Annotated in this window: 13 protein-coding genes and 1 pseudogene; 6 read left to right on the top strand and 8 right to left on the bottom strand. The window is 53.7% G+C overall.

Going from position 1 to position 20,588, the window contains the following annotated elements; all coding sequences use genetic code 11:
- Positions 1 to 19: 19 nt before the first annotated feature.
- On the bottom strand, positions 20 to 1,591 hold the full coding sequence (locus C173_RS31640; protein WP_235192094.1) for a methyl-accepting chemotaxis protein: 1,572 nt from the start codon (positions 1,589 to 1,591) through the stop codon (positions 20 to 22).
- A gap of 325 nt (positions 1,592 to 1,916) precedes the next feature.
- On the opposite strand from C173_RS31640, the gene C173_RS31635 reads away from it, so the two are divergent.
- Complete coding sequence (locus C173_RS31635; RefSeq protein WP_036733093.1) at positions 1,917 to 3,254, top strand: MFS transporter; 1,338 nt, start codon at positions 1,917 to 1,919, stop codon at positions 3,252 to 3,254.
- 374 nt (positions 3,255 to 3,628) lie between these two features.
- Positions 3,629 to 4,384: a PIG-L deacetylase family protein gene (locus C173_RS31630; RefSeq protein WP_036733091.1), complete on the top strand. Its 756-nt coding sequence runs from the start codon at positions 3,629 to 3,631 to the stop codon at positions 4,382 to 4,384.
- 421 nt (positions 4,385 to 4,805) lie between these two features.
- On the opposite strand, the gene C173_RS31625 is transcribed toward C173_RS31630, so the two are convergent.
- Positions 4,806 to 5,636, bottom strand: a complete 831-nt coding sequence (locus tag C173_RS31625; RefSeq protein ID WP_036733089.1) for a GNAT family N-acetyltransferase — start codon at positions 5,634 to 5,636, stop codon at positions 4,806 to 4,808.
- 132 nt (positions 5,637 to 5,768) lie between these two features.
- Here C173_RS31625 and C173_RS31620 point away from each other — a divergent pair, with 132 nt between their 5' ends.
- On the top strand, positions 5,769 to 6,806 hold the full coding sequence (locus C173_RS31620) for an asparaginase (protein WP_051478733.1): 1,038 nt from the start codon (positions 5,769 to 5,771) through the stop codon (positions 6,804 to 6,806).
- Here the strand turns inward: C173_RS31620 and C173_RS31615 are convergent.
- Both C173_RS31615 and C173_RS31610 read right to left on the bottom strand, forming a co-directional pair.
- On the bottom strand, positions 6,803 to 8,206 hold the full coding sequence (locus tag C173_RS31615) for a sensor histidine kinase (protein WP_235192093.1): 1,404 nt from the start codon (positions 8,204 to 8,206) through the stop codon (positions 6,803 to 6,805). The two genes, C173_RS31620 and C173_RS31615, sit on opposite strands and share 4 nt — an antisense overlap.
- 5 nt (positions 8,207 to 8,211) lie before the next feature.
- Positions 8,212 to 8,919, bottom strand: coding sequence for a response regulator transcription factor (locus C173_RS31610; protein WP_036733085.1), 708 nt, complete (start codon positions 8,917 to 8,919; stop codon positions 8,212 to 8,214).
- Positions 8,920 to 9,076: 157 nt separating this feature from the next.
- Between C173_RS31610 and C173_RS31605 the strand changes: the two genes are divergently transcribed.
- Positions 9,077 to 9,748, top strand: a complete 672-nt coding sequence (locus tag C173_RS31605; protein WP_036733083.1) for a hypothetical protein — start codon at positions 9,077 to 9,079, stop codon at positions 9,746 to 9,748.
- Positions 9,749 to 9,839: 91 nt separating this feature from the next.
- Here the strand turns inward: C173_RS31605 and C173_RS31600 are convergent, their stop codons facing one another.
- From C173_RS31600 to C173_RS31585, 4 genes are all read right to left on the bottom strand, one after another.
- Positions 9,840 to 10,481: a cupin domain-containing protein gene (locus tag C173_RS31600; protein WP_081751432.1), complete on the bottom strand. Its 642-nt coding sequence runs from the start codon at positions 10,479 to 10,481 to the stop codon at positions 9,840 to 9,842.
- A gap of 105 nt (positions 10,482 to 10,586) precedes the next feature.
- Positions 10,587 to 11,441 carry a methyl-accepting chemotaxis protein gene (locus tag C173_RS31595; protein ID WP_036733081.1) on the bottom strand — a complete coding sequence of 285 codons (855 nt, stop codon included), beginning with the start codon at positions 11,439 to 11,441 and terminating at the stop codon, positions 10,587 to 10,589.
- 56 nt (positions 11,442 to 11,497) lie between these two features.
- The gene (locus C173_RS31590) at positions 11,498 to 16,921 is read right to left on the bottom strand and encodes a diguanylate cyclase (RefSeq protein ID WP_036733079.1); all 5,424 of its coding nucleotides are present in this window, start codon (positions 16,919 to 16,921) and stop codon (positions 11,498 to 11,500) included.
- A 12-nt stretch (positions 16,922 to 16,933) separates the two neighbouring features.
- Positions 16,934 to 18,100 carry a hypothetical protein gene (locus tag C173_RS31585; RefSeq protein ID WP_036733076.1) on the bottom strand — a complete coding sequence of 389 codons (1,167 nt, stop codon included), beginning with the start codon at positions 18,098 to 18,100 and terminating at the stop codon, positions 16,934 to 16,936.
- A 297-nt stretch (positions 18,101 to 18,397) separates the two neighbouring features.
- Between C173_RS31585 and C173_RS31580 the strand changes: the two genes are divergently transcribed.
- Together C173_RS31580 and C173_RS31575 are read left to right on the top strand one after the other, a co-directional pair.
- On the top strand, positions 18,398 to 20,068 hold the full coding sequence (locus tag C173_RS31580; RefSeq protein WP_051478732.1) for a collagen-like triple helix repeat-containing protein: 1,671 nt from the start codon (positions 18,398 to 18,400) through the stop codon (positions 20,066 to 20,068).
- Between the two features lie 89 nt (positions 20,069 to 20,157).
- Positions 20,158 to 20,588, top strand: a pseudogene (locus C173_RS31575) (collagen-like protein); the annotation flags it as partial.

The following is a 20,588-nucleotide window of genomic DNA, read 5'->3' as shown; positions in this document are numbered from 1 at the left end:
TCACCTTCCGTCTGTTGAATTAATGGGTCTTGAATGCGGCAGCGGACTTGGCCAGATCCTCGGATAACAACGCCAGGGCCTGGCAGGTAGCCGCCGTCTCTTCAGAAGCCGCTGCCGATTCCTCGCTGGAGGCCGCAATGGATTGAACCGAGTCCATCACCTCAGCAGCCTGTGCAGATTCCTCTTCGCAGGCTGCTGCAATCTCGTTGACCTTGAGTGAGGAGGTGTTGACCATCTTAATAATCTGCTCGAACGCCTGACTGGTCATCGAAGACTGCTCTACGCTCTCAGCGACTGCCCTCACACTCTGCTTCGTATTCTCCTGCATGACCTTGATAATCTTCGTAATCTCCTTCGTGGCATCGCTGCTGCGTTCGGCAAGCTTGCGGACCTCGTCCGCCACCACGGCGAAGCCGCGCCCCTGTTCTCCGGCACGCGCCGCTTCAATCGCTGCGTTCAGGGCCAGGAGATTGGTCTGCTCGGCGATATCGTCGATCACTTCGATGATATCCCCGATTTTGCTGGAATCGTCTTCAAGCTGCTTCATCTGGTGGTTCACCGTCTGCATTCCTTGCAGCGAAGTCTCCACCACATATCCGCCTTCCCGGGCGGTCCGTACGGTATCATTGGAGAGCTCTGCCGCTTCCTCGGCACTGGAGGCCACAGAATCAATCGCCAGCGACAGCTCCTTGAACAGCTCGGTGATATTGGTCGCTGCCGCCGACTGGTTGGTGCTGGTGCTGGCAATCTCCTGGGTGCTCGCTGAGATCTGTTCGGAAGAGGCGGCAACGCTCTGTGAATTCAACACAATCCCGTTGATTAATTCCTTCAGGTTATGAACCATCCGGTTAAGGGCTGCAGCCAGCTGTCCGACTTCATCCTCCGAGGATATATCCGCTTGCTGGGTCAGATTGCCGCCGGCTACCTCTGTTGCGAGATGCAGCATCTGCATCAAGGGTCTTGAGATCGCTCTTGCGATCAGGTACCCAATCAGAATACTTAGAATGAACGCTACAATGACTAAAGAAACCGTTACGGTGAACGAAGTGGAATACGCGGATTGGGAATCGCTATTTGCCTCTTCTGCCAGTTCAACGTTTACCTTGATCAGGCCATCCAGGTTGTTCAGCACGTTCTGGCCCTGTACGGACAACTGTGTGTTCAGAAAGGTATTGAATGCGGCCGTATTCTCCTGCCCTGCCAGAACTAACGCCTGATCGAACAGCTTTTCATAGCTTGCATACTCTTGGTCGAATGCGGTAAGCAGTTCCTGTTCCCGGGGGGTGGTCGCCAGCGGCCGGTAGTTGTCTACCTTCCGGGCGATTTCCTGGCGGCCTGACGTAATCTTTTGCTCATAATCAGCAATCTTCACTGCATCTGTTGTGTTGCTCATATCCCGTATATAGACATGGTTAAGCTGATACCTGATTTCGGCAGCAGACAGATCTCTGACAGAGATCAGGTTATTGCTGTACATCTCTTTCATATTCAGGTTGCTGCTGCGCAGGGATAAGACCGAATAGACTCCAAGTCCTGCCAGGATTAAAGAGACAATCAAAAAAGCGGAGATAATCTTTGTAGCTGTTTTCAAGTTCCCGAACCATTTCATAGTGCTTCCCCCTGTGGTTAAAACATCGTGTCCATCTTGTCGGCGTTATCCTAACACTCCCCCATCAGCCGGCGGGACATCATTAGCTATATTTCGACATTTTATATCAAAAAAATTATATTCTAATTTGTGTTTTTCATATTTTTTTCATCAAACTCAGTGCAATCCTCCCCTTCATCAATTGAAATGTTCACTATTCCGTAGTTTGATGCAGAATCCGCTTGACAGAACATAGAAATAAGTTATAAATAGACATAATTAGCAAACGATTCAATCCCATTTTATCCCCCGCGAAAAGAGGCTTGTCATGTCAGCAAAAGTACCTGTGGCCGAAAAACTGGTGTTCTCAGGCGGTCTGCTGGGCCAGAATATGCTCTACAGCTTCATGTCGATGTACATCCTGTTCTTCTATACGGATCTGCTGGGAATTCCGGCAACCACCGCCAGCGTCATTCTGGTCGCAGCAAGTATTATCGATGCTTGTCTTGATCCGCTGATGGGCATGATTACCGACAAAACACGCTCCAGATGGGGAAAATTCAGGCCTTACCTGCTGTTCGCCCCTTGTCTGATCGCGCTGGCGACCGTCCTCTGCTTCTGGGACTTCGGCGGTTCGCGGACCCTGACCCTTGTAATCGCAACCGTCTCGTATCTGCTATGGGGAATGCTGTACACGGTCTGTGACACGCCGCTCTGGGCCTTGTCGTCCGTAGTCTCCACCGATCCGGGGGAACGCACCTTATTCGTCACACTGGGCAAAATCGGCGGAACGCTCGGCGCAGTCGTTATCACCATCGGCGGTATCCAGCTTCTGCTCGCCTTCGGCGGAGAACGGAATACGCAGGCTTATCTGTACTCGGCAATCATTATCGGGGTCATTGCGGCGTTATCGATCTTCCTGACCGGGATGCTCACCAAGGAACGGGTCGTCCCTTCCGCTGAGAAGATCTCCTTTCGCCAGAACCTGCAAACGGTGTACAAGAACAAGCCGCTGCTCACCCTGCTCGCCTCTCTCTTGATTATCAACCTGGTGAACGGCATCCGGCAGAGTATTCAGCTCTATTATGTGGTCTATGTCTGGGGGGACGCGGGGTATGCCACGCAGGTCGGGATCAGTCTGGTGGCCGGTATGCTGCTGGGGATGATCGCTACGCCGCCGCTGCTGCGCCGCTTCGCCAAGAAGAAAGTATTCATTGTCTCCTGCATTCTGGGGAGCGTAGCCTGCATCCTGCCTTATCTGCTGGGTGACCATAACGTATTGAACACCCTGGTGTTCTTTGGGGTCAGCTTCTTTTTCTCGGGCATGACGACGATTGTCAGTACCTCGATGCTGCTCGATACGATAGATTATTCGGAATGGAAGCTGGGCTTCCGGGGCGAGGGCATTGTGTTCTCAACGAACACTTTCATTACCAAGTTCAGCGGAGCGGTATCGCGGATGATTATCGGAGCCAGTCTCGGCCTGCTCAGCTATGTGGAGAATCAGCCGGCGACTCCGCAGCTCCAGCACGGCCTTAGCTTCGTGATGTTTCTGCTGCCTGCACTGTGCTTCCTGGCCGCTATTCTGCCGATTCTCTTCTATAATATAACGGAGAAGCAGCGGGTGCAGATCCTGAGCGATCTGAATCACAGCCGGTCCCTGTAGTGGGGTCCCATGCTCATGTTCTCTAACTTGCCCTTCCGGCTCCCGCTTCCTTTTGTTTTTCCCTGATTGAATCGTTCATGGTCAGGGGGGCGGCAGGCGTAACGGACTCAGTTGCACTTACTTCTGGCAAAAGCCACGATTGGAGCAAGTTACGGACCCTACGGCCTTTATTGCCGGATTTTCTGCGCCGTAACATTGATTATGGAGCGAATAAGACCGCCTCAGTCCGCAAGGCAACCCAATAGGCTATTTTCTTGTAAATAACGGCTCTCCGGTCCGTAAGGAGCAGGCCCGGTTGAGTGATTTCTCTTCACCCAACCTACAGAGGGGCTAACTGTACCCTCATCACAGATTAATAGGGAGGTATTTGGATTATGGATATATCCACACTAGCAGCGCTGATGTCCCCTCCGGATCTTAGCGGATGCCGGACGGCATTATGTATACAGCCGCACCCGGACGACAATGAAGTAGGCATCGGCGGCACGATCGCCGCATTCGCCGAGAGGGGCTGCGAGATTCATTATCTGACGATCACGAACGGGGATTTGGGCGCGGTGGACGAGCAGTTGTCTTCCGCCGAGATCGCTGCCATCCGCGCAAGCGAACTCGAAGCGGCCGGAAGATCGCTGGGGGCCACCGTGTTCCACCAACTGGACCATGGCGACGGTACACTGGAGCATATCCCAGCCCTCGCGGGAGAGATAGCCGAGATCATCCGGACGGTTCAGCCGGACTTGATACTGTGTCCTGATCCTTGGCTGAGCTATGAGGCGCATTATGACCATATCGTTACCGGCAGGGCCGCAGCCCAGGCTGTGCTGTCCTCCGGGCTGCCCCTGTATCCGAGAGGCACCCTTACACGGCCATGGCAACCGAAGGCCATCGGCTTCTACTTCACCGCTGAGCCTAATACGGTCATCGACATCACGGATCACTTCGAGCGCAAGTTCGCGGCCATGGCCCTGCACCGCAGCCAGTTCAATGAAGAGCAGCTGGCCATGTACCGGTTCTATTTCGGCGAGCAAGGCCGCCAGCTGGCCGAAGGCAGGGGCTTCGAGCTGGGGGAAGGGCTGAAGGTGTTGTCACCGCTGCACCTGCACTGCTTTGTGGATGCCCGCCGGATATGACGGCTGAGTGCTGGGGCATGTGCTGGCGGGGGCGCTAGGTTGCAGTGGTGTGAGTTGGCGGGGCATGGAGTGCTGGGGCGTTGAGTGGCTGAGAAGCTAGGCTAACGGAAGTTGAGCCGATATTGCGCACGCCACACAATTCGCAGGTGCCCCCGCCTTCCCTTCAACAAACTAGTGGAAAAACTTATCTTAATTCAGCAATTCCCGGCATTTACAGGTACACAAGTGGAAAAACAGCATCTAATTTTGTCTATTTCCCCATCTAAGCGGAAGTGCGATTTATTAAGTGCCGTTTTTCCAACTATGGTCCTAGCAGTCGCCAATCATTCATCAGCAAGTGTAGAAAATCCACCTATTGTACCGCCCATGTAACGCAAATGAGCAGCAATCCCCCATCTATGTGGAGATTTGCTGCTCTTTGTTAAGCGGGAAGCTCGGACAAACGGTAGTAGGGGATGTTCAATGCAGGCTTGAAGCCCAGCTTCTGCGCCAGTCTGTACGAGCCCACATTCTCTTGGCGGCAGCCCCAGACAGGCTCCAAACCCTGCTCCAGACAGTAATCGATTAGCTTGCAGCACACTGAGAAGGCGAAATACTTTCCCCGGTGACCCGGTGCCGATTCGATTCCAATCTCCAGCTGATCCGTTGTCCGGTAAGCCGAGAAGGCGCTGGAGGCCTGCTCTCCCTCCCACAATAAAGTGTATCCTCGGCCTGAAGTCAGGAAGTGCTCCGCGTCACGCCAGAAATACCGGGGAATCACCGCACCCGTCTGCTCGCCGAATCCTTCGCCGTCCATCTGGACAATCTCAGCATCCTGCCGGTACCATTGCGCCTTCGCGCGGTAATAGACCTCCGGATCGAACGTAAAATTCACCCGGGTCTGTATGTACATTCTGCGTGTATCGTCCGCGTCAAGCCGTGCATTATGCTCAGGAAGCATAGCTTCAATCAGCCGGTCCCAGCCCCCTGCCGGATCAGCCTGCAGCCATTCCGCTGAATGCCGGTGCCCCGCCTTGTTCGTAATATAATCAGACAGACTCCGGTTAAACTCCTCATTGCCCGAATCCCCATAGACCAGCGACATCCCGTATTCATGAGCCACATAGAAGCTACGGGGGTTATGTACAGAGTCCACATACACACTGCCTGTCGTCTGCCCGCTCAGAACTCCTTCAGCGAACAGCGTGTTGATCTTGACTTCCTTTAACAGCGGCCAGGCAAGGGCGTAATCCCGGCTGTCTAGCTTCAGCATGCTTATCTCCTCCCATTTATATTTTCACACTTATTATACCTTACTATGTCACCCATAGAGGAATGAATGTTATAATACTTTCAATGTCATGCGAATGACTGAATTCTGGCTCAACCTGAAAGGAAACGACCTATGATGAATACTATTCCCGAAGTGAATTTCACCGCTTCCCCTTACTATAATCCCGGCCTCAAAAATGTAGTCATCCTCGCCACCGGCGGTACGATTGCCGGCAGCGGCGAAGCCCATAAAACCTTGAATTACGAGCCTGGCGCTCTGCCCGTGCAGGATCTGCTGGATAGTGTGCCGCACCTGGAACGGCTGGCGAACTGCGCCGGGGTACAGGTAAGCAATCTGTGCAGCGCCGATATTACAAGCCAGCACTGGCTTACCCTGGCAACATACATTAACACGCTCGCCCTCCGGGAGGATGTGCACGGATTCGTCATTACACACGGCACCGACACCCTCGATGAGACGTCCTACTTCCTGAACCTGGTGATCAAGACTGACAAGCCGGTAATCATTACCGGATCAATGCGCCCGGCTACCGCAATCAGCGCCGATGGTCCGCTGAATCTGTACCAGTCCGTAGCACTGGCGGCAAATCCCGAGGCCTCCGGCCAAGGCGTGATGGTTGTCTTCGCTGAGGGCATCTATAGCGGGCGGGATGTGCAAAAGGTGAACACCTTCAAGGCCAACGCCTTCGATGAGCGCGATTTCGGCTGCCTCGGATATATGCGTGACAGCCATGCCTTCTTCTATACGCGCACCCTGAAACGGCATACCACCGCAACCCAGTTCGATGTATCTGTTATTCAGGAGCTGCCGGAAGTGTCCGTAGCTTATTTCCATGTGGATGCCAATCCCGGGATTCTGGATTATCTGGCTACGGTGTCCAAGGGGATTGTCATTGCCGGAGCAGGCGGAGGGATCTACAGCAAGCCTTGGATTGATAAGGTGGGGGAGCTGAAGAACAATAACATCCCTGTAGTCCGCTGCTCGCGGATTTCCAGCGGAATTACACTGAAGGACTCGTACATTGACTTGTCCGCCAATTCTATTCCCTGCAACAGCCTGGTCCCGCAAAAAGCCAGAATCCTGCTCTCCCTCGCCCTGACGCAAACCACCGGCTACGATGAAATTGCCGCAATGTTCAACGAGTATTAAACGCTGCCCGCAGATGGCGGGAACTCAAAGGTGAAGACTGCGCCGCCCTCCGGGCGGTTCCGGGCACTCAGGTCTCCGCCGCAGCGTTCCACAATAGCACGTGCGATGGCGAGTCCCAGCCCGGATTCGCCATTTTTTCCTTTGACGAACCTGTGAAACAGGCTGGGCAGCAGCTCCTGCGCAATGCCCGGACCATCGTCAGCAACCGTTAATGTAATTCTCCCTCTGCTTGTATGCACCTCTACATCAATACGCTTCTCGGCATAACGGGCTGCATTGGATAACACGTTCAGCAGAGCTTGCAGCAGCTTATCCCGGTCCGCTCTTACCATCCCCCCATAGTCCCCGGAGACTGCCGGATGCAGCGACAGCTTCCTTGCTGCCAGCAGCGGATTGACCCGCTCCACCGCCTCGCTCAGCAGCTCCTCCAGATCTGTATCCTCCGCCTGGTAAATATCCTCTTCACTGTCCAGCTTCGCCAGAAGAGTCATTTCGCTGACCAGATCACGTAAGCGCCCGCTTTCACTCAGAATAATATCCAGTCCTTTACGGACGCCCTCTCCTTCAAATATCCCGTCCCTAATGCCCTCTGCATAACCGGCTATCGACATCAGCGGAGACTTCAGCTCATGCGAGGCATTCTGGAAAAACTGCTTCTGCACCCGGTTGAACCGGTGCAGTTCACCGGCCATCTCGTATACTGCCCTGGCGACAGAACCGATTTCACCGCCCGCCCGGATCAGATTTACCTCGGCAAACCGGCGGTTTTTCACTTTCCCCAGCTCCTGACGCAGGCTGATCAGCGGATCAATCAGCTTCCGCGTAATGAACAGGCTGAACAGGAGCATCGCTGCCGCTCCCGCAGCAAAGACAAGAATCAGCCGTTTCAAGAGCGACTGCTCGATGGCCTTGATTCTGCTGACAGGAGTCAGCAAGGTGAGCTTACCTTCGGGAAGTGTGTTGACCTGCACCAGATAACGCGGATCATTGCCATCCCATAAGCTCTGCAAGCTCCCCTGCTCCATAGCTGTGACATCCACCGTTACTCCGGCCTGCACGGGCTGGGCCGGGAGATATCCCGAGACCACATTCCCCTGCTGGTCGCTCACAATGGCCTGTACTCCGCTGTAGAGCGTAGGATATGGAGCTGTAAGCGGCTCGCTTTTGCCCAATGTGAATGCCCCTCCTTCTGTGAATGGAGCCCGCTGCAGACTCGCGGTCAGGGAAGCGCCAAGTGTCCTTAATCCCTCTTGCTCCTTACCAATGAAATGGTCCATCAGCACATAATGGATCATCACTCCCGTGATAGACAGGACCAGCAGCAGAGACAGTCCAAAAGCAGCGTTGATCTGATGCACCAGCTTCAGCTTTTTCATCCGCAGGCTCAGCCTTTCCGCCATCCTCTTCATTCCTGCACCTCTCTCATACGGTAGCCGTGACCCCAGACCGATTCCAGCGGCAGGCCGTCCATTTTTTTGCGGATGCGCTTGATCAGGTGGTCGACAGCGCGGTCGCTGCCGAAATAATCCTCCCCCCAGACATGGCCCAGCAGCTCTTCGCGCGTAAAGGCCCGGTTCGGACTTCCCGCAAAGACCATCAGCATCAGGAATTCCTTGCTGGTCAGCTCCACTTCATCTCCCCGCCAGAAGGATCTTCTCTCCTCAGGATGCAGCAGCAGACTGCCCAGCTCTATCCCTGTATGCACAGCAGGTAGAACAGCCGCAGACTTGGATTCGTGAAGACGTTCCCACCGTTTCAGCTGGCGGTTAATCCGGGCTACCAGCTCACGGGGACTGAAGGGCTTGACCAGATAATCGTCGCTGCCCAGCTCCAGACCCAGGATTTTATCCACTTCATTATCCTTGGCAGAGATCATAATAATCGGCACCTCCGCCTCATCACGGATACGCCTGCATAGCTCATAGCCGTCCATTCCCGGAAGCATAATATCGAGCACCCACATGCCTGGAGGATCATTCCTCCATAAATCCCATGCCTCCTCGGCACTTCCAAGGCCAATGGTCCGGTAATTCTCTTTATGTAAATAAGCTTCCACCAGATTGCGTATATTCTCGTCATCGTCCACAACGGCAATGACCGTTTGATTGTTCATCCAGGTAACCTCCGTGATTTGTCTCTTCACCATTATAGCAAGCGGGTGAGCCCGATTGGGCGCTGCCATTGTTTTTCCACATTGCTGACCCTCTCCTGCCACAGAACCCCGCTATAGTGAGAGCTGTAAGACAAATCACCTGAAGGAGTGTTCGTACATGAATCGTCTAATCGTGAAAAGAATGGCTCTATCCACCCTGCTGCTGTCCAGTATCGCCACCCCGGTCTTCGCGGATACGGGAATCGCGCCGCCCCCAGCACAGGGACCCACTGCCACCATAAGCACAGCCGCTGCATCCACAAATGGCAGTAGGCTGCTCCCCTTGCTTGAACCGCAGGTTCTGGCGCTGGTGAACAGCTATGCCCCGGAAACTTCCCAGGATTGGCGGGATACGCTCAGCCGCTACCATGCATTAACAAGCACGAAGGCGCTTAATGTGGTTCTCGCCACGCCAACGTCTGCCGCTCCATGGACAGAAAAAACCGGTATTATGGATGTGCAATTAGCCACGCCTGGAACATTGACGGACGCAGAAACGCTTCCGCTTGCCACTGTGCCGGAATACGGGACAACTGGGGGCAGTGTTAAGGCAGTTCCGTCCGCCTCAGCAGCTGCAAGCCTCACACTAACGGTGCCTGACTCTCTGGAATCCGGCAAGCTTGCCAATGTGGTAACCTTACATGCGGCGTACATCGATGGCTTATTCAAAGCACAAGCTGCACTGGCAGAAGCTGCACAAGCCACAGATGCAGCAGCAATTAAGCAGGCACTGTCCGCACTGCTGAGTCAATATAAGGACCTTAACCACAAGCTGGAAGAAGCGAAATAAACCACGCACACCCTGCATTCCATAGAAAAGCAGACCAAGGAATTCCTCCCTGGCCTGCTTTTTCTTTTCATTAGTATAGCGTAGCCGCCGCTTAACGGCGCGGATACATCTGATAAGGATAGAATGCCGCCGCCGGCTGCTGGGCAGCGTAGGCGGGCATGCTTTTGGCGGACGAATCCGTATTCATTCCCCCGGCAGACCCTGCTACGGCGCAGCCCGGAGGCGGTCCAAGAATAATCGATTCCTTCAGCGGGGCCACGGCCTTGGCGTATTCCTCTTCATTAATGCAATAGGCGCGCTGGATGACCTCTGCGGGAACGGCCCGCAGGAAGTCTGACCCATACACAATATCCGGTGTCGGCGCATCGAAGATCGCCAGGAAATGGGCTTGTTCGCTCTCGGCCAGAATCCAATGGAACCATCCCTTCGGGAAGACAGCAATTTGTCCGGCCTTCAGATGATAGGTCATCAGCTTTTGGGTGAACGGATCGAATACCGAAGCAATCAGCTCTCCGCTAATCACGAAGATCATCTCCGTCACGTTCGTGTGCCAGTGCGGCTGGACGATGAAGCCTCTGCTCATATGGGCATTGAAGAACCCGTTACGTATCGCCGGCAGCTGTTCGCCAAAAAGCTGGGTAATATAATTGTTCGCATCCCGCTTATAATTAAGCACCTGATTAGAATCGGCGGCAAGCTTCAGGTCCGGTGCCTGCAATACTGGATCTAGCATGGTTAGTTCCTCCTCAGACTGGATTGTAGCCTTAAGTAACACTGGGCATTCGTCCAGATACTATATGCAGGGGAGGAACTCTTTGACACTAGAGACCGGTGCGGACTAGATCAGACGAGCGATACTCTCAATCTCCACGGCGGAAGCAGCGAGCTGCTGCATGGAGGCGGTAATCTCCTCTGTGGCTGCGGCCTGACGTTCGCTTTGTGCCAGACAATCCGTAAGCACGGCATCCATCTGGTTAATCTTCTGCTTGATCATCTGCAATATGCCGGCAATATCCTTCGCCGATGAAGCACTGGATACCGACATTTTGCGGATCTCCTGGGCCACGATGCCGAAGCCCCGTCCATGCTCAGCGGCATGCGCTGCTTCAATCGCTGCATTCAGCCCAAGCAGGTTGGAATTCTCCGCCACCTTGCGGATGAAATCGAGAATCTCGTCGGTCTGCTGCAGATCCTCTACCACCTTCTGGCCCAGCTCCTTCAGATCCCCTACGGTATTCGCCAGATCCGAGGCCGTGCCTGCAATCTCTACCGATGTCGAGCTGATCTCGTCGGAGGTTACCGCCAGCGCATTCGCTGCATCGCTGAGTGTTACCTGATTGCTGAGGCTGATTCCGATCGTGAACACGCCAATAACCGCCCCGTTCCGGTCATGGATCGGCATCGATGAGGACTTAAAGGGCAGCCCGTAGACTTCTTTGGGAATAATGGCGCTGACTTCTTCTCCACTCTCTAGCGCAGTCCGGATTCCCCCGCTAGGCGGAATGGGACTCCCCTCCCCGACCCGGGCATGCAGCTCTTTCCCCGGTAGATGATAGATGAACTTCTCCGTATCGGTTAAGGCAAACATTACGTCCAGCGGGAAAAGCCGCTGCACCAGGGGCAAAGATATTTCAAGCGCCTTCCGCAGCTGGTCCATTTCTGATTCTTGTCCTGATTCCTGTTCGGTATTCATTGCTTCAACAGCTCCCTAATCCTATTTATTTATGTACATCTCTTATCGCTTGAATCTTATCGCTCGAACAATGTAACACAGTTGCGCCCTTCCGCCTTTGACTGATACAGTGCATCGTCACCCAGCTTGTAGATATCCTCCTCGCGCAGACCGTCAACAAGTACGGCGGCTACGCCGATAGAGACGGTAATTCTTCCGTATTCCGGACTTTGGTCATGCTGAATCCCCAGCTCCGCAATGCTTCGTCTGATTAATTCAGCGAACACACGGGACTCTGGAGGGGTAAGTCCGGCGGCCACAATCCCGAATTCTTCACCACCCAGCCGGAACGCGGTTCCATCCGCCTGTTCAGCCAGCTCCTTCAGTACCCCGCCGATTCTGCGCAGTACCGTATCGCCTTCATAATGTCCGTAGGTATCATTGAATTTTTTGAAATAATCAATATCCAGCATCAGGTAGGTTAAATACCTTTTGCCTGCAGCAGCCTTGTCCACCTCATCCAGGAACAGCTTATTGAAGTATCTGCGGTTGTACAGCCCGGTTAATTCATCGGTGATCGAGATCTTTTCAATCAGTCCGATATATTTGCTCAGCTCCCCGTTGTTGAACTCCAGCTCCTTCGTCCGCTCGGCTACCAGTTCCTCCAGATGCTCCTTATGGCGCCGCAGCTCCTCTTCCGCCTTCTTCCGCTCGGTAATATCCTTGATCGTTCCCTGAATCGCCGGCTTATCCTGATACATAATCCGGACAACCTTGTGAATGACGATAACTTCATGCGACTTATCCTTATGCAAAAGCCTAGTCTCATACTCTTCCGGTGCCTGCTTGCCCTCGACTCGTCTGGCATAATAATGCATCACCTTCTCCCGCTCCGGCGGCGTAATGAAATTCCCGAAGGGCTGCTCCAGCATCCCGCCCGGTTCATAGCCCAGCATCTGCTCCAGCGCCTCATTAACATAGACACACCGCATATCCTGGACCACGAACACCCCGTCCTGCAGGTTGTTGACTAATTGGCGGTATTTCTCCTCAGAGCGCTCAAGCTCATTATACAGACTGGCATTCTCAAGCGAGAAGACCATCTCTCTGGACAGCAGATTGATAATCTTCATCCGTTCCTCGGTGAATACACCGGTGACCAGATTATTCTCCAGATAGATGATGGCAATCGTCTTATTCTGGTTAATCAGCGGCATGCAGACCATCGATTTCGGCTGCTGCCTCACAATATAAGGATCATTCACGAATGGAGTCTCGGAATAGGCATCATTGTAGATCAGGCTCTCCCGGCTCTCCTCCACCTGTCTGATGATCGCAGCAGGCAGATTGTCCAGCTGATGCGACTCATGAATGGCCACAGAGATCCGGTCCGTGTCCGCTTTATATTCCCCTTCGACCAGAAGATTGGCCTTGGAGGTCATCAGGATGCAGCCCCGCTGCGCTCCGGCATTCATGATCACAATCTCCATCAGCGCTTCCAGCAGGTGGTTCAGCTCAATTTCTTTGGAGATGGCCTGTGAAGCCAGAATGATGGAATTCAGATCAATGCTCTCAGTATAATCGGTCACCGTCCTGCCGTGCATGAACTCCTTGTTGCTGATTTTCTGGTCAAGAGCAGGGTATCGCTCCTTGATGAACGCGATCTTCTCCTTGGCGCCCCAGACCGAATAATAGTATTCGGATTGTCTCAGCAGATAGGCGGCGAACTCGTTGAAGCCTTTGTCCATATAGTACCGGGCCGCCAGCTCGTTGCAGAGTGCCTTATAGCGGACGAAGCCTCCCTGCTCGCTGGCCTCAATGGCCAGATCATAATAATAGCCTGCGCGCGTACTGTTCCCGGAGATCCGGGCCCATTCGGCCCTCATCAGATATTCATGCTGGCGGAAGGTTCCCGGTGCATTGCTGGCCCATTTGCGTACCCGGCCAAGCTCCTTGCGCATTTTGGACCTGGCCTTCCGCTTGCCGTTCACACCCAAATCCTTGTAAGCATAAGCCAGATTCAAGAAGGTGTAGAGCGCGAATTCCTCCATAAAAGCCGAACCGGCCAGCGTCCCGATAATCGGATAGGCCCGCTCGATATACTCCAGCGCTTCATCATGCTTCTCGTAGAGAAACAGCAGCTTCATTTTGTAGATATAATAAATCGCAATCCCTGAGTAATACCTCGCTTCCTGCAATTCGTGCAGATAGACCTCTTCGCTGAAGGCTTCATTGTTGAATGAGGTGCGGTCCGGCAGCTCTCCGGCAAGACTGAGGTAATACTGGCGGGCCAGCTGTGCTGTGGCAAGCGACTCCCTGTACTTCGTGTTCTCAATCATAGAGATCGTACGCGCACTTTCCTGAAGCAAAGCCGGGATGTCCATCGACGGATTCCAGAGATTCACATAGAAGGCGGAATGGGCCAGATAGAGCAGATCGCCTGTCCGCAGACTGGCTTCAATTGAGGTGCCGAACCAGTCCTGCAACGTATCCCAAGGCTCGGTCCAGGCGTGGCTGAACAGCGTATACAGGACATGCGCCGCGCCTTTCCACTGCAGATCATTGAATTTGTCATTAATTCTGATCCCGAGACGTCCATAAGCGAAGGCCCCCCGGGTATCGCCGAAGCCGGACAAGAGCATGGCATAGCCGATAAAAGCAAGCGCCGACTCCGGCGAGTTACCGTATTTCAGCGTTAGCCCCACCTTCTTCAGCACCACCAGCCCGAATAGCGAGGTCTCCCCCGAGATAAACGCCGGCGGTATAAAGTTAACCAGCAGCCGCATCACCAGTTTCATCTCCGGGTCCTGCATCTCCGGCAGTGCAAAAATCGTCTCCGGCGTTCTCGACCGCAGCGCGGCCTTAACTACCAGCAGCTCCTTAAGGACGGCGGGCATTCCAACCTTGGCCGGAATCTTAATTCCGAGCGCCTTCAGTCCCCGTCTCCCCGATGCAATCGACTCGGGCATCATGCCAAGGTACATATAATGATTGGTCTGCATCTCATAGATTTCCGCAATAGCCATCCGCTCCGTAGTCTGCTCCAGCAGCAGACGGCAAGCCTGATCCCCCTGATCGATATGATGAGTGAGATAGCTGCATTCCGCATACAGCCTGTAGATCTCCGCCGCCTGCCCCGGGTCTGTACTCCAGATCTGCTCCGGGAGCAATTCCATTGCCGCTTCAAGCAGTAAGAAGGCCGAATCATACCCGTATCCTGCTTTGGCCTTATGTGCTGCCCGCAGATTCAGAGCGACGATCTCACGCGCCTCAGCGCTATCGGTGATTAACTCCAGCCCTTGATTGATATGGGTTGCGATATCGACCAGCTTGTCCTCCACTTCCTCCTCTGTGAGATTCCGCAGCAGGAGCCGGCCGATACTAAGATGAAGCCTCTTCCCCCGTTCTGGATCGAGCAGCTGGTAGAAAGCCTGCTGAATCCGGTCATGGGCGAATTTCAGCCGGATGCCCACCTGCGCAGCCTCGGGGCCGGATTCAGCCAGCGTAGCGGAGAATATGGCATACTTATGGTCAGCAGGGACGATATATTCTTCCTGGACCGCCCGGGTAATCGCAGCGGCAATCACCTCCGGCGCTTCTTCGCCGATCAGCGTCAGCATCCCGTAGTCGAATACACTGCCGGCCGCCGAGCTAAGCATCAGGATATGACGGACCTCCTCAGGCAGATGCTGCAGCTGTCCGACCAGGAAATCCACCACACTGTCATGGACCGGCAGCGCCTCCAGCCGCTCCAGGCTCCAGCTCCATACCCCGTCCCGCTTGTCGAAATAGATAATCCCCCGCCGGTAAAGATCCTTCAGAATTTCCGTCAGGAAAAAGGAATTCCCCTTGGACCGCTTGTATAACCGTCCGGTAATTCCTTCAACGCGTTCCATGCTGCTGTATAGCGTGTCTGCCACAAGGCTTTGTACATCTGTCTCTTGCAGCGGCTGAAGATGAATACGTCCAACCTCACGGTTTTTGCCGATCTTAACCATCGCGGCGAACAAGGGGTGACCTTCATGGATCTCATTCTGCCGGAAGGAGCAGATCACAAACATCCGCTGCAGATGGTTATCCAGCACCAGCTTCTCCACCAGCTGCAGGCTGGAATAATCCGCCCACTGGACATCATCCAGGAAGAGAACCAGCGGCCGGTCCGGTTGCGTCATGGCCTGCACGAACTTGGCAAAGGTCAGGAAGAACCGGTTCGTCTCCTCGGCCGGGCTCAGCGGCTCCGGCTCCGGCTGGGTCCCCATCCAGGAGGCAAGCTCAGGGATTAATCCTGTAATTACACCGCCGTTGCCGCCAAGCAGCCGGGTCAGTGAACGGCTGACTTCACTCCTGTACTCCTCATCCGGACTCTCCAGCAGCTGGCTGACCAGTCTGCGGAAGGCCTGGATGAGCGCACTGTACGGAATGTTCTTATTGTACTGGTCGAACTTCCCTTCAGCGAACAGCCCCTTCTCCCGGCTGATCGTCCGGTGCAGCTCATGGACCAGTGCTGTTTTGCCTGCACCTGCATCACCGGAGACCAGCATAACCTGTGAACTCCCGTTAACGCTGCTGCGGAAGGCCGCCTCCAGGGTGGACAGCTCCTGCTGTCTGCCGACTATTTTTTGCGGAATGCGGAAGGTGTTCAGGAGATCCTCCGTTCCAATCACGAAATCCGCGTGCCCGGCCAGGCATCTCTTCAGATCGGCCTTAATGCCGTGAGCGCTGCGGTACCGGTCCTCCGACGACTTCTCCATCAGCTTCATAATGACCGCCGACAAGCCCCTGCTAACCCTGCCTCCGGTTGCATGGTAAGGAGAGACAGCTTCCTTCGCAATAATGGAATAGATCTGCTCCAGCATCTCGGACGATGGATACGGCATAAGGCCGGTCATCATCTCGTACAGGACGACACCCAGTGAATAGTAGTCACTCCGGTAATCAATATTCCGGTTCATCCGGCCGGTCTGTTCCGGTGAGATGTACAGCAGACTGCCCTCCAGCACGCCGCTGTTCTGGAAATCCCGTCTCTCCTTGGACAGCTTCACTGCAAGGTCGAAATCAATCACCTGAACAATATCCCGCTCCCGGTTCCAGATGATATTCGACGGCTTGATATCCTTATGGATCACGTTCTGCTCATGAATGGAGCCGAGAATATCCACAACCTTGACCGCCAGTCTCAGTAAATCCTCTTCCCCCGGCTGCTCTTCCGCCAGAATCCGCTTCAGCGAACGTCCTGCAATATCCTCAAGAACCATGACATAGAGGCCGTTCTGCTCCTCAAGCCTCAGGGGACGGATAACCCCTTCTGTGGTGGTGCTAAGCTCAGTAAGCAGCTTATATTCCTGCTTGAAGCGCATCACCGCTTCGGTTCCGGCAAATTCCGATTTTAACACCTTGAGAATGACCGTTTCCGCAGAGGAAGTCTCTGTGCAGCGGTATACAGCTTTTATCGGATTATCTGAAATGGTCTCGAGGACCTGATAATGGTCATTAGCAATCATTGTACTCCACCTTTAGCCTTGTTCTCCCGTAACCTCAATATCGGCATCGAATTTAAATACATAGGCAGCGATCAGCCAGATAATCCAGCAATTCAGCCCAAAGAACAGATAACCGAAATAGCCCAGAACCGGCATCTCGGAGAAAATATGGAATTTGTCCAGATAAGGTACCGAGTATTTCCAGTAATTCGGATTGGTAGGGGCATTGTCATGGAACCATTCACTGCCAAAGTTCCAGAACTCCCAGAAGAAGCCGTTGAACAGCGTAGCCAGCCCCACCAGAATGACCTTGGACCAGTCCCCGTTCTTCACCGGAGTGAAGGGGGTCCAGTAACCGGCAAGCGCCATCGCTGCTGACAGCATCGGAACCAGCGCAACCCACAGCACCCAGAACAGCAGGTACGGATAATAGCCCATGCCCAAGGCCAGGATCAGCCCGAGAATATAATAGACAATCAGCCACACACGTGACACTTTCAGCTTAGGCCCATGGCTATAACGGTTGCGGAACAGACGGAAGGTCTTGAGGAGTAAGTACCATTCGAAGATAGCTGGAAGAACAGTGGTATAGGATAAGGAGAACCAGAACACATTGCCGAAGTTAGAGAAGACTTCATTATTAGGATAATACCAATTCTCCAGGACGAAGAAATTCAGGTATTCAAAAGCAAACCAGCTGAAGCAGGACACCACCGCCAGCAGCTGCATCACCCGGGGCTTGCGCGAGATGATCGAGGCTCCGTGATTTCTCCGGTAGACCAGCCCGTCAAGAATCAGAATAAAGGACCACCAGAGGGGAACAAACGTGTAATGCTCCAGGGACATAAAAAGCTCCACCCGTGCCCACATCAGGAACCAGCTAAGCGCAAGCACCGGCAGGCTCCACCAGAACCAGACAGGGAAAGGGGTGGCCGCCCCCGCCTTCCGGGGTGCCTCCTCCGTCTTTTTGAAGCCGAACCATCCGGGGAATACCAGGACCAGTGTGATGATCAGGGCCACGACGCAGGCGAGCGAGAAATACAGCAGGCTGAATCCGGGGTCTGCCTCGACCTTCTGGGCCGGGAAATCCCCGTAACCCGGGGGCATCCCCTTCCATTTCGCCATACTGCCGAGTAACGGGAGCAGAAAGATAAGTCCGAAGGTAACGATCAAGAATACTGTCTTTTTCCATGTTTTCATTGCGCAAACCCCCGCTTATGTATGTAGTTGAAAGTCGAATTATGTTGATAATCGCTAATATTCGATAACACTCCAGTTTATTCCTGCTGACTGCACACAAAAAAATGCCCCACCGTCCATTTCCATGACGTATGGAGCATCTGTGCGGGGCATAATGCAGGTGAAAACGGGCTTCCGGCGGATTCTATTACACCAATTATTAAATCCATAAAGTCTACTTAAATGAATGATATGCCTAACACTGCAACTAATACACCTGAATAGAGTGATGTATCTTATATAAAAGGAGGGGTTATATTGTCACAGCCTAATCTGCCCAATATCACGCCAACGATCACTTTATCTCGAGATGATGTGCTTAATCTTCTATTTTCTTCCATTGCAATGGAAGAGCTAGGCTTAGCGCATGTTATTAATGCCCAAGGGGAAAACATCCAATTTGCCTTAGGTACACTTCCGGGGAGCACACCTGCTACGCTGGGTGAGGTTCTTCAGATAAACAGCAGTGCTCAGGCGATGCTCGATTCCGTATTCCGCACCGAAATGATGCTGGATTCAAAACTCACCTCCGCTTCTGATATTCCATCATTAGTCGGACCCACAGGAGCCACGGGGGTAACCGGCGCTGCCGGTGCAGTAAACAGCGTCAATGGATTGACGGGCGATATTGTGTTGACTACAGATGCTGGTATCTTCCCGATCAGTAATGATGAACCATCAACCCAAGATTTGAACGGATTAATCAATGCCGGGGTGTATAGCTCGGGAAATCCAATTGGTGTAGGTCCGGAACATGGTCCACTGGGAGTTGACAATCCTCCGTCATGGACGATTTACGTCTCCCAGGTAGGGCCTTATATCCAGCAGTTGTATATTTCCAACCTAGCATTATATTACCGCAGTAGTCCAGACAGTGGCCAGAGCTGGTCAGATTGGCAAGAAATCGGTGCTCGCGGGCCAACCGGAACCACCGGTGAGACTGGGGCCACCGGCGTCACCGGAGCCACCAGTGAGACCGGAGCTACCGGGGGGACGGGGGCTACTGGTGTGACGGGGGCTACTGGCGTCACCGGGGCTACTGGATTGACAGGAGCTACCGGCGTTACCGGGGCTACCGGCGTTACCGGGGCTACCGGCGTTACCGGAGCCACGGGCGTCACCGGCGCTACCGGACTCACTGGAGCGACCGGTGACACCGGGGCTACCGGCGTCACTGGGGCTACCGGCGTCACTGGGGAGAGCGGGGTGACGGGGGCTACCGGACTCACCGGAGCCACTGGACTCACCGGGGCTACTGGCGTCACTGGGGAGACCGGGCTAACTGGCGCTACTGGTTTGACAGGGGCTACCGGACTCACCGGGGAGACCGGGGGGACGGGGGCTACCGGACTCACCGGAGCCACTGGCGTCACCGGGGCTACTGGCATCACTGGGGAGACCGGGCTCACTGGCGCTACTGGTTTGACAGGGGCCACTGGACTCACCGGAGCTACCGGCGTTACGGGAGCTACCGGCGTCACCGGGCCTATTATTGTAACTAACAATGCGATGTTTGAGCCCGCAACGGCTGCAGTCGCTTCGACCTTAACACCTATTGTATTTCAAGAAATTTTTATTAATGGCAGCGGAATTGAACTTGGAACGCCCCCAAGCAATATCACGGTGCTCCCAAACAGCTTATATTATGTTTCGTTTACCATAACTATTGAGCTCTCTGCTGAAACAAACAATGTAACCAGTTCTGAAATTATAGTTAGATTGAACGGTAATGTCCAGCCTATAACGGTTACCGGACAAAAAAATGGCGGGACCGGAGCTACCGTGTATTTCTCTCTAGAAGGAAATGGTTTTCTTCAGACCGGCCCCACTGACAATACCATGACTCTCGATGCTACTTATAACCTAAGCGCCGGTACGGGAACTTATGTTACGGATCGGTCTAACCTGAGTATTATCCGGTTCCGTTAAACGAACAGATTCCGCTTTTTGAGGAGGATTAAGGGATGAGCAAGGGGGCAAGAGCCCCCTGCCCATTTTGTAGATAAGGAGGGAATCACTTGTCAAAACCGAACCTGCCCAATATCACCCCAACGATATCCATATCGCGGGACGATGTAATTAATCTATTATTTTCCTCTATTGCCATGGAGGAATTAGGACTGGCGCATATCCTCAATGCTGAAGGAGAGAAGATTCAGTATGCGGTCGGCACCCTTCCAGGAACCACTCCCGTTACACTTGCCGAATTAGGTCAGGTCAGCAGCAGTACTCAAGCTATGTTGAAAAAAATTATCCGCCATGAAATGATGCTGCAATCCAAACTCCAGACAGCTGCAGATATTCGACCGGTTGTTGGTCCTGCTGGACCTATCGGAGCTCCGGGAGCAGAGGGTGGAGCACTTAGTGTCAATGGGTTAACCGGAGATGTGGCGCTCGGTGTAACAGCCGGTATCTTTCCAATCAGCAATGATGAACCATCGACCAGCGA

It is taken from the genome of Paenibacillus sp. FSL R7-277 (genome assembly GCF_000517965.1).
GTDB classification, from domain to species: Bacteria; Bacillota; Bacilli; order Paenibacillales; family Paenibacillaceae; genus Paenibacillus_AQ; species Paenibacillus_AQ silagei.
This window is presented reverse-complemented; position numbering and strand designations above follow the sequence as displayed.

Coding starts and splice junctions, on each gene's coding strand:
- C173_RS31600 (WP_081751432.1), bottom strand. CDS start 10,481: ATGCTAGATCCAGTATTGCAGGCACCGGACCTGAAGCTTGCCGCCGAT.
- C173_RS31585 (WP_036733076.1), bottom strand. CDS start 18,100: ATGAAAACATGGAAAAAGACAGTATTCTTGATCGTTACCTTCGGACTT.
- C173_RS31595 (WP_036733081.1), bottom strand. CDS start 11,441: ATGAATACCGAACAGGAATCAGGACAAGAATCAGAAATGGACCAGCTG.
- C173_RS31635 (WP_036733093.1), top strand. CDS start 1,917: ATGTCAGCAAAAGTACCTGTGGCCGAAAAACTGGTGTTCTCAGGCGGT.
- C173_RS31610 (WP_036733085.1), bottom strand. CDS start 8,919: ATGAACAATCAAACGGTCATTGCCGTTGTGGACGATGACGAGAATATA.
- C173_RS31615 (WP_235192093.1), bottom strand. CDS start 8,206: ATGGCGGAAAGGCTGAGCCTGCGGATGAAAAAGCTGAAGCTGGTGCAT.
- C173_RS31630 (WP_036733091.1), top strand. CDS start 3,629: ATGGATATATCCACACTAGCAGCGCTGATGTCCCCTCCGGATCTTAGC.
- C173_RS31625 (WP_036733089.1), bottom strand. CDS start 5,636: ATGCTGAAGCTAGACAGCCGGGATTACGCCCTTGCCTGGCCGCTGTTA.
- C173_RS31620 (WP_051478733.1), top strand. CDS start 5,769: ATGATGAATACTATTCCCGAAGTGAATTTCACCGCTTCCCCTTACTAT.
- C173_RS31590 (WP_036733079.1), bottom strand. CDS start 16,921: ATGATTGCTAATGACCATTATCAGGTCCTCGAGACCATTTCAGATAAT.
- C173_RS31605 (WP_036733083.1), top strand. CDS start 9,077: ATGAATCGTCTAATCGTGAAAAGAATGGCTCTATCCACCCTGCTGCTG.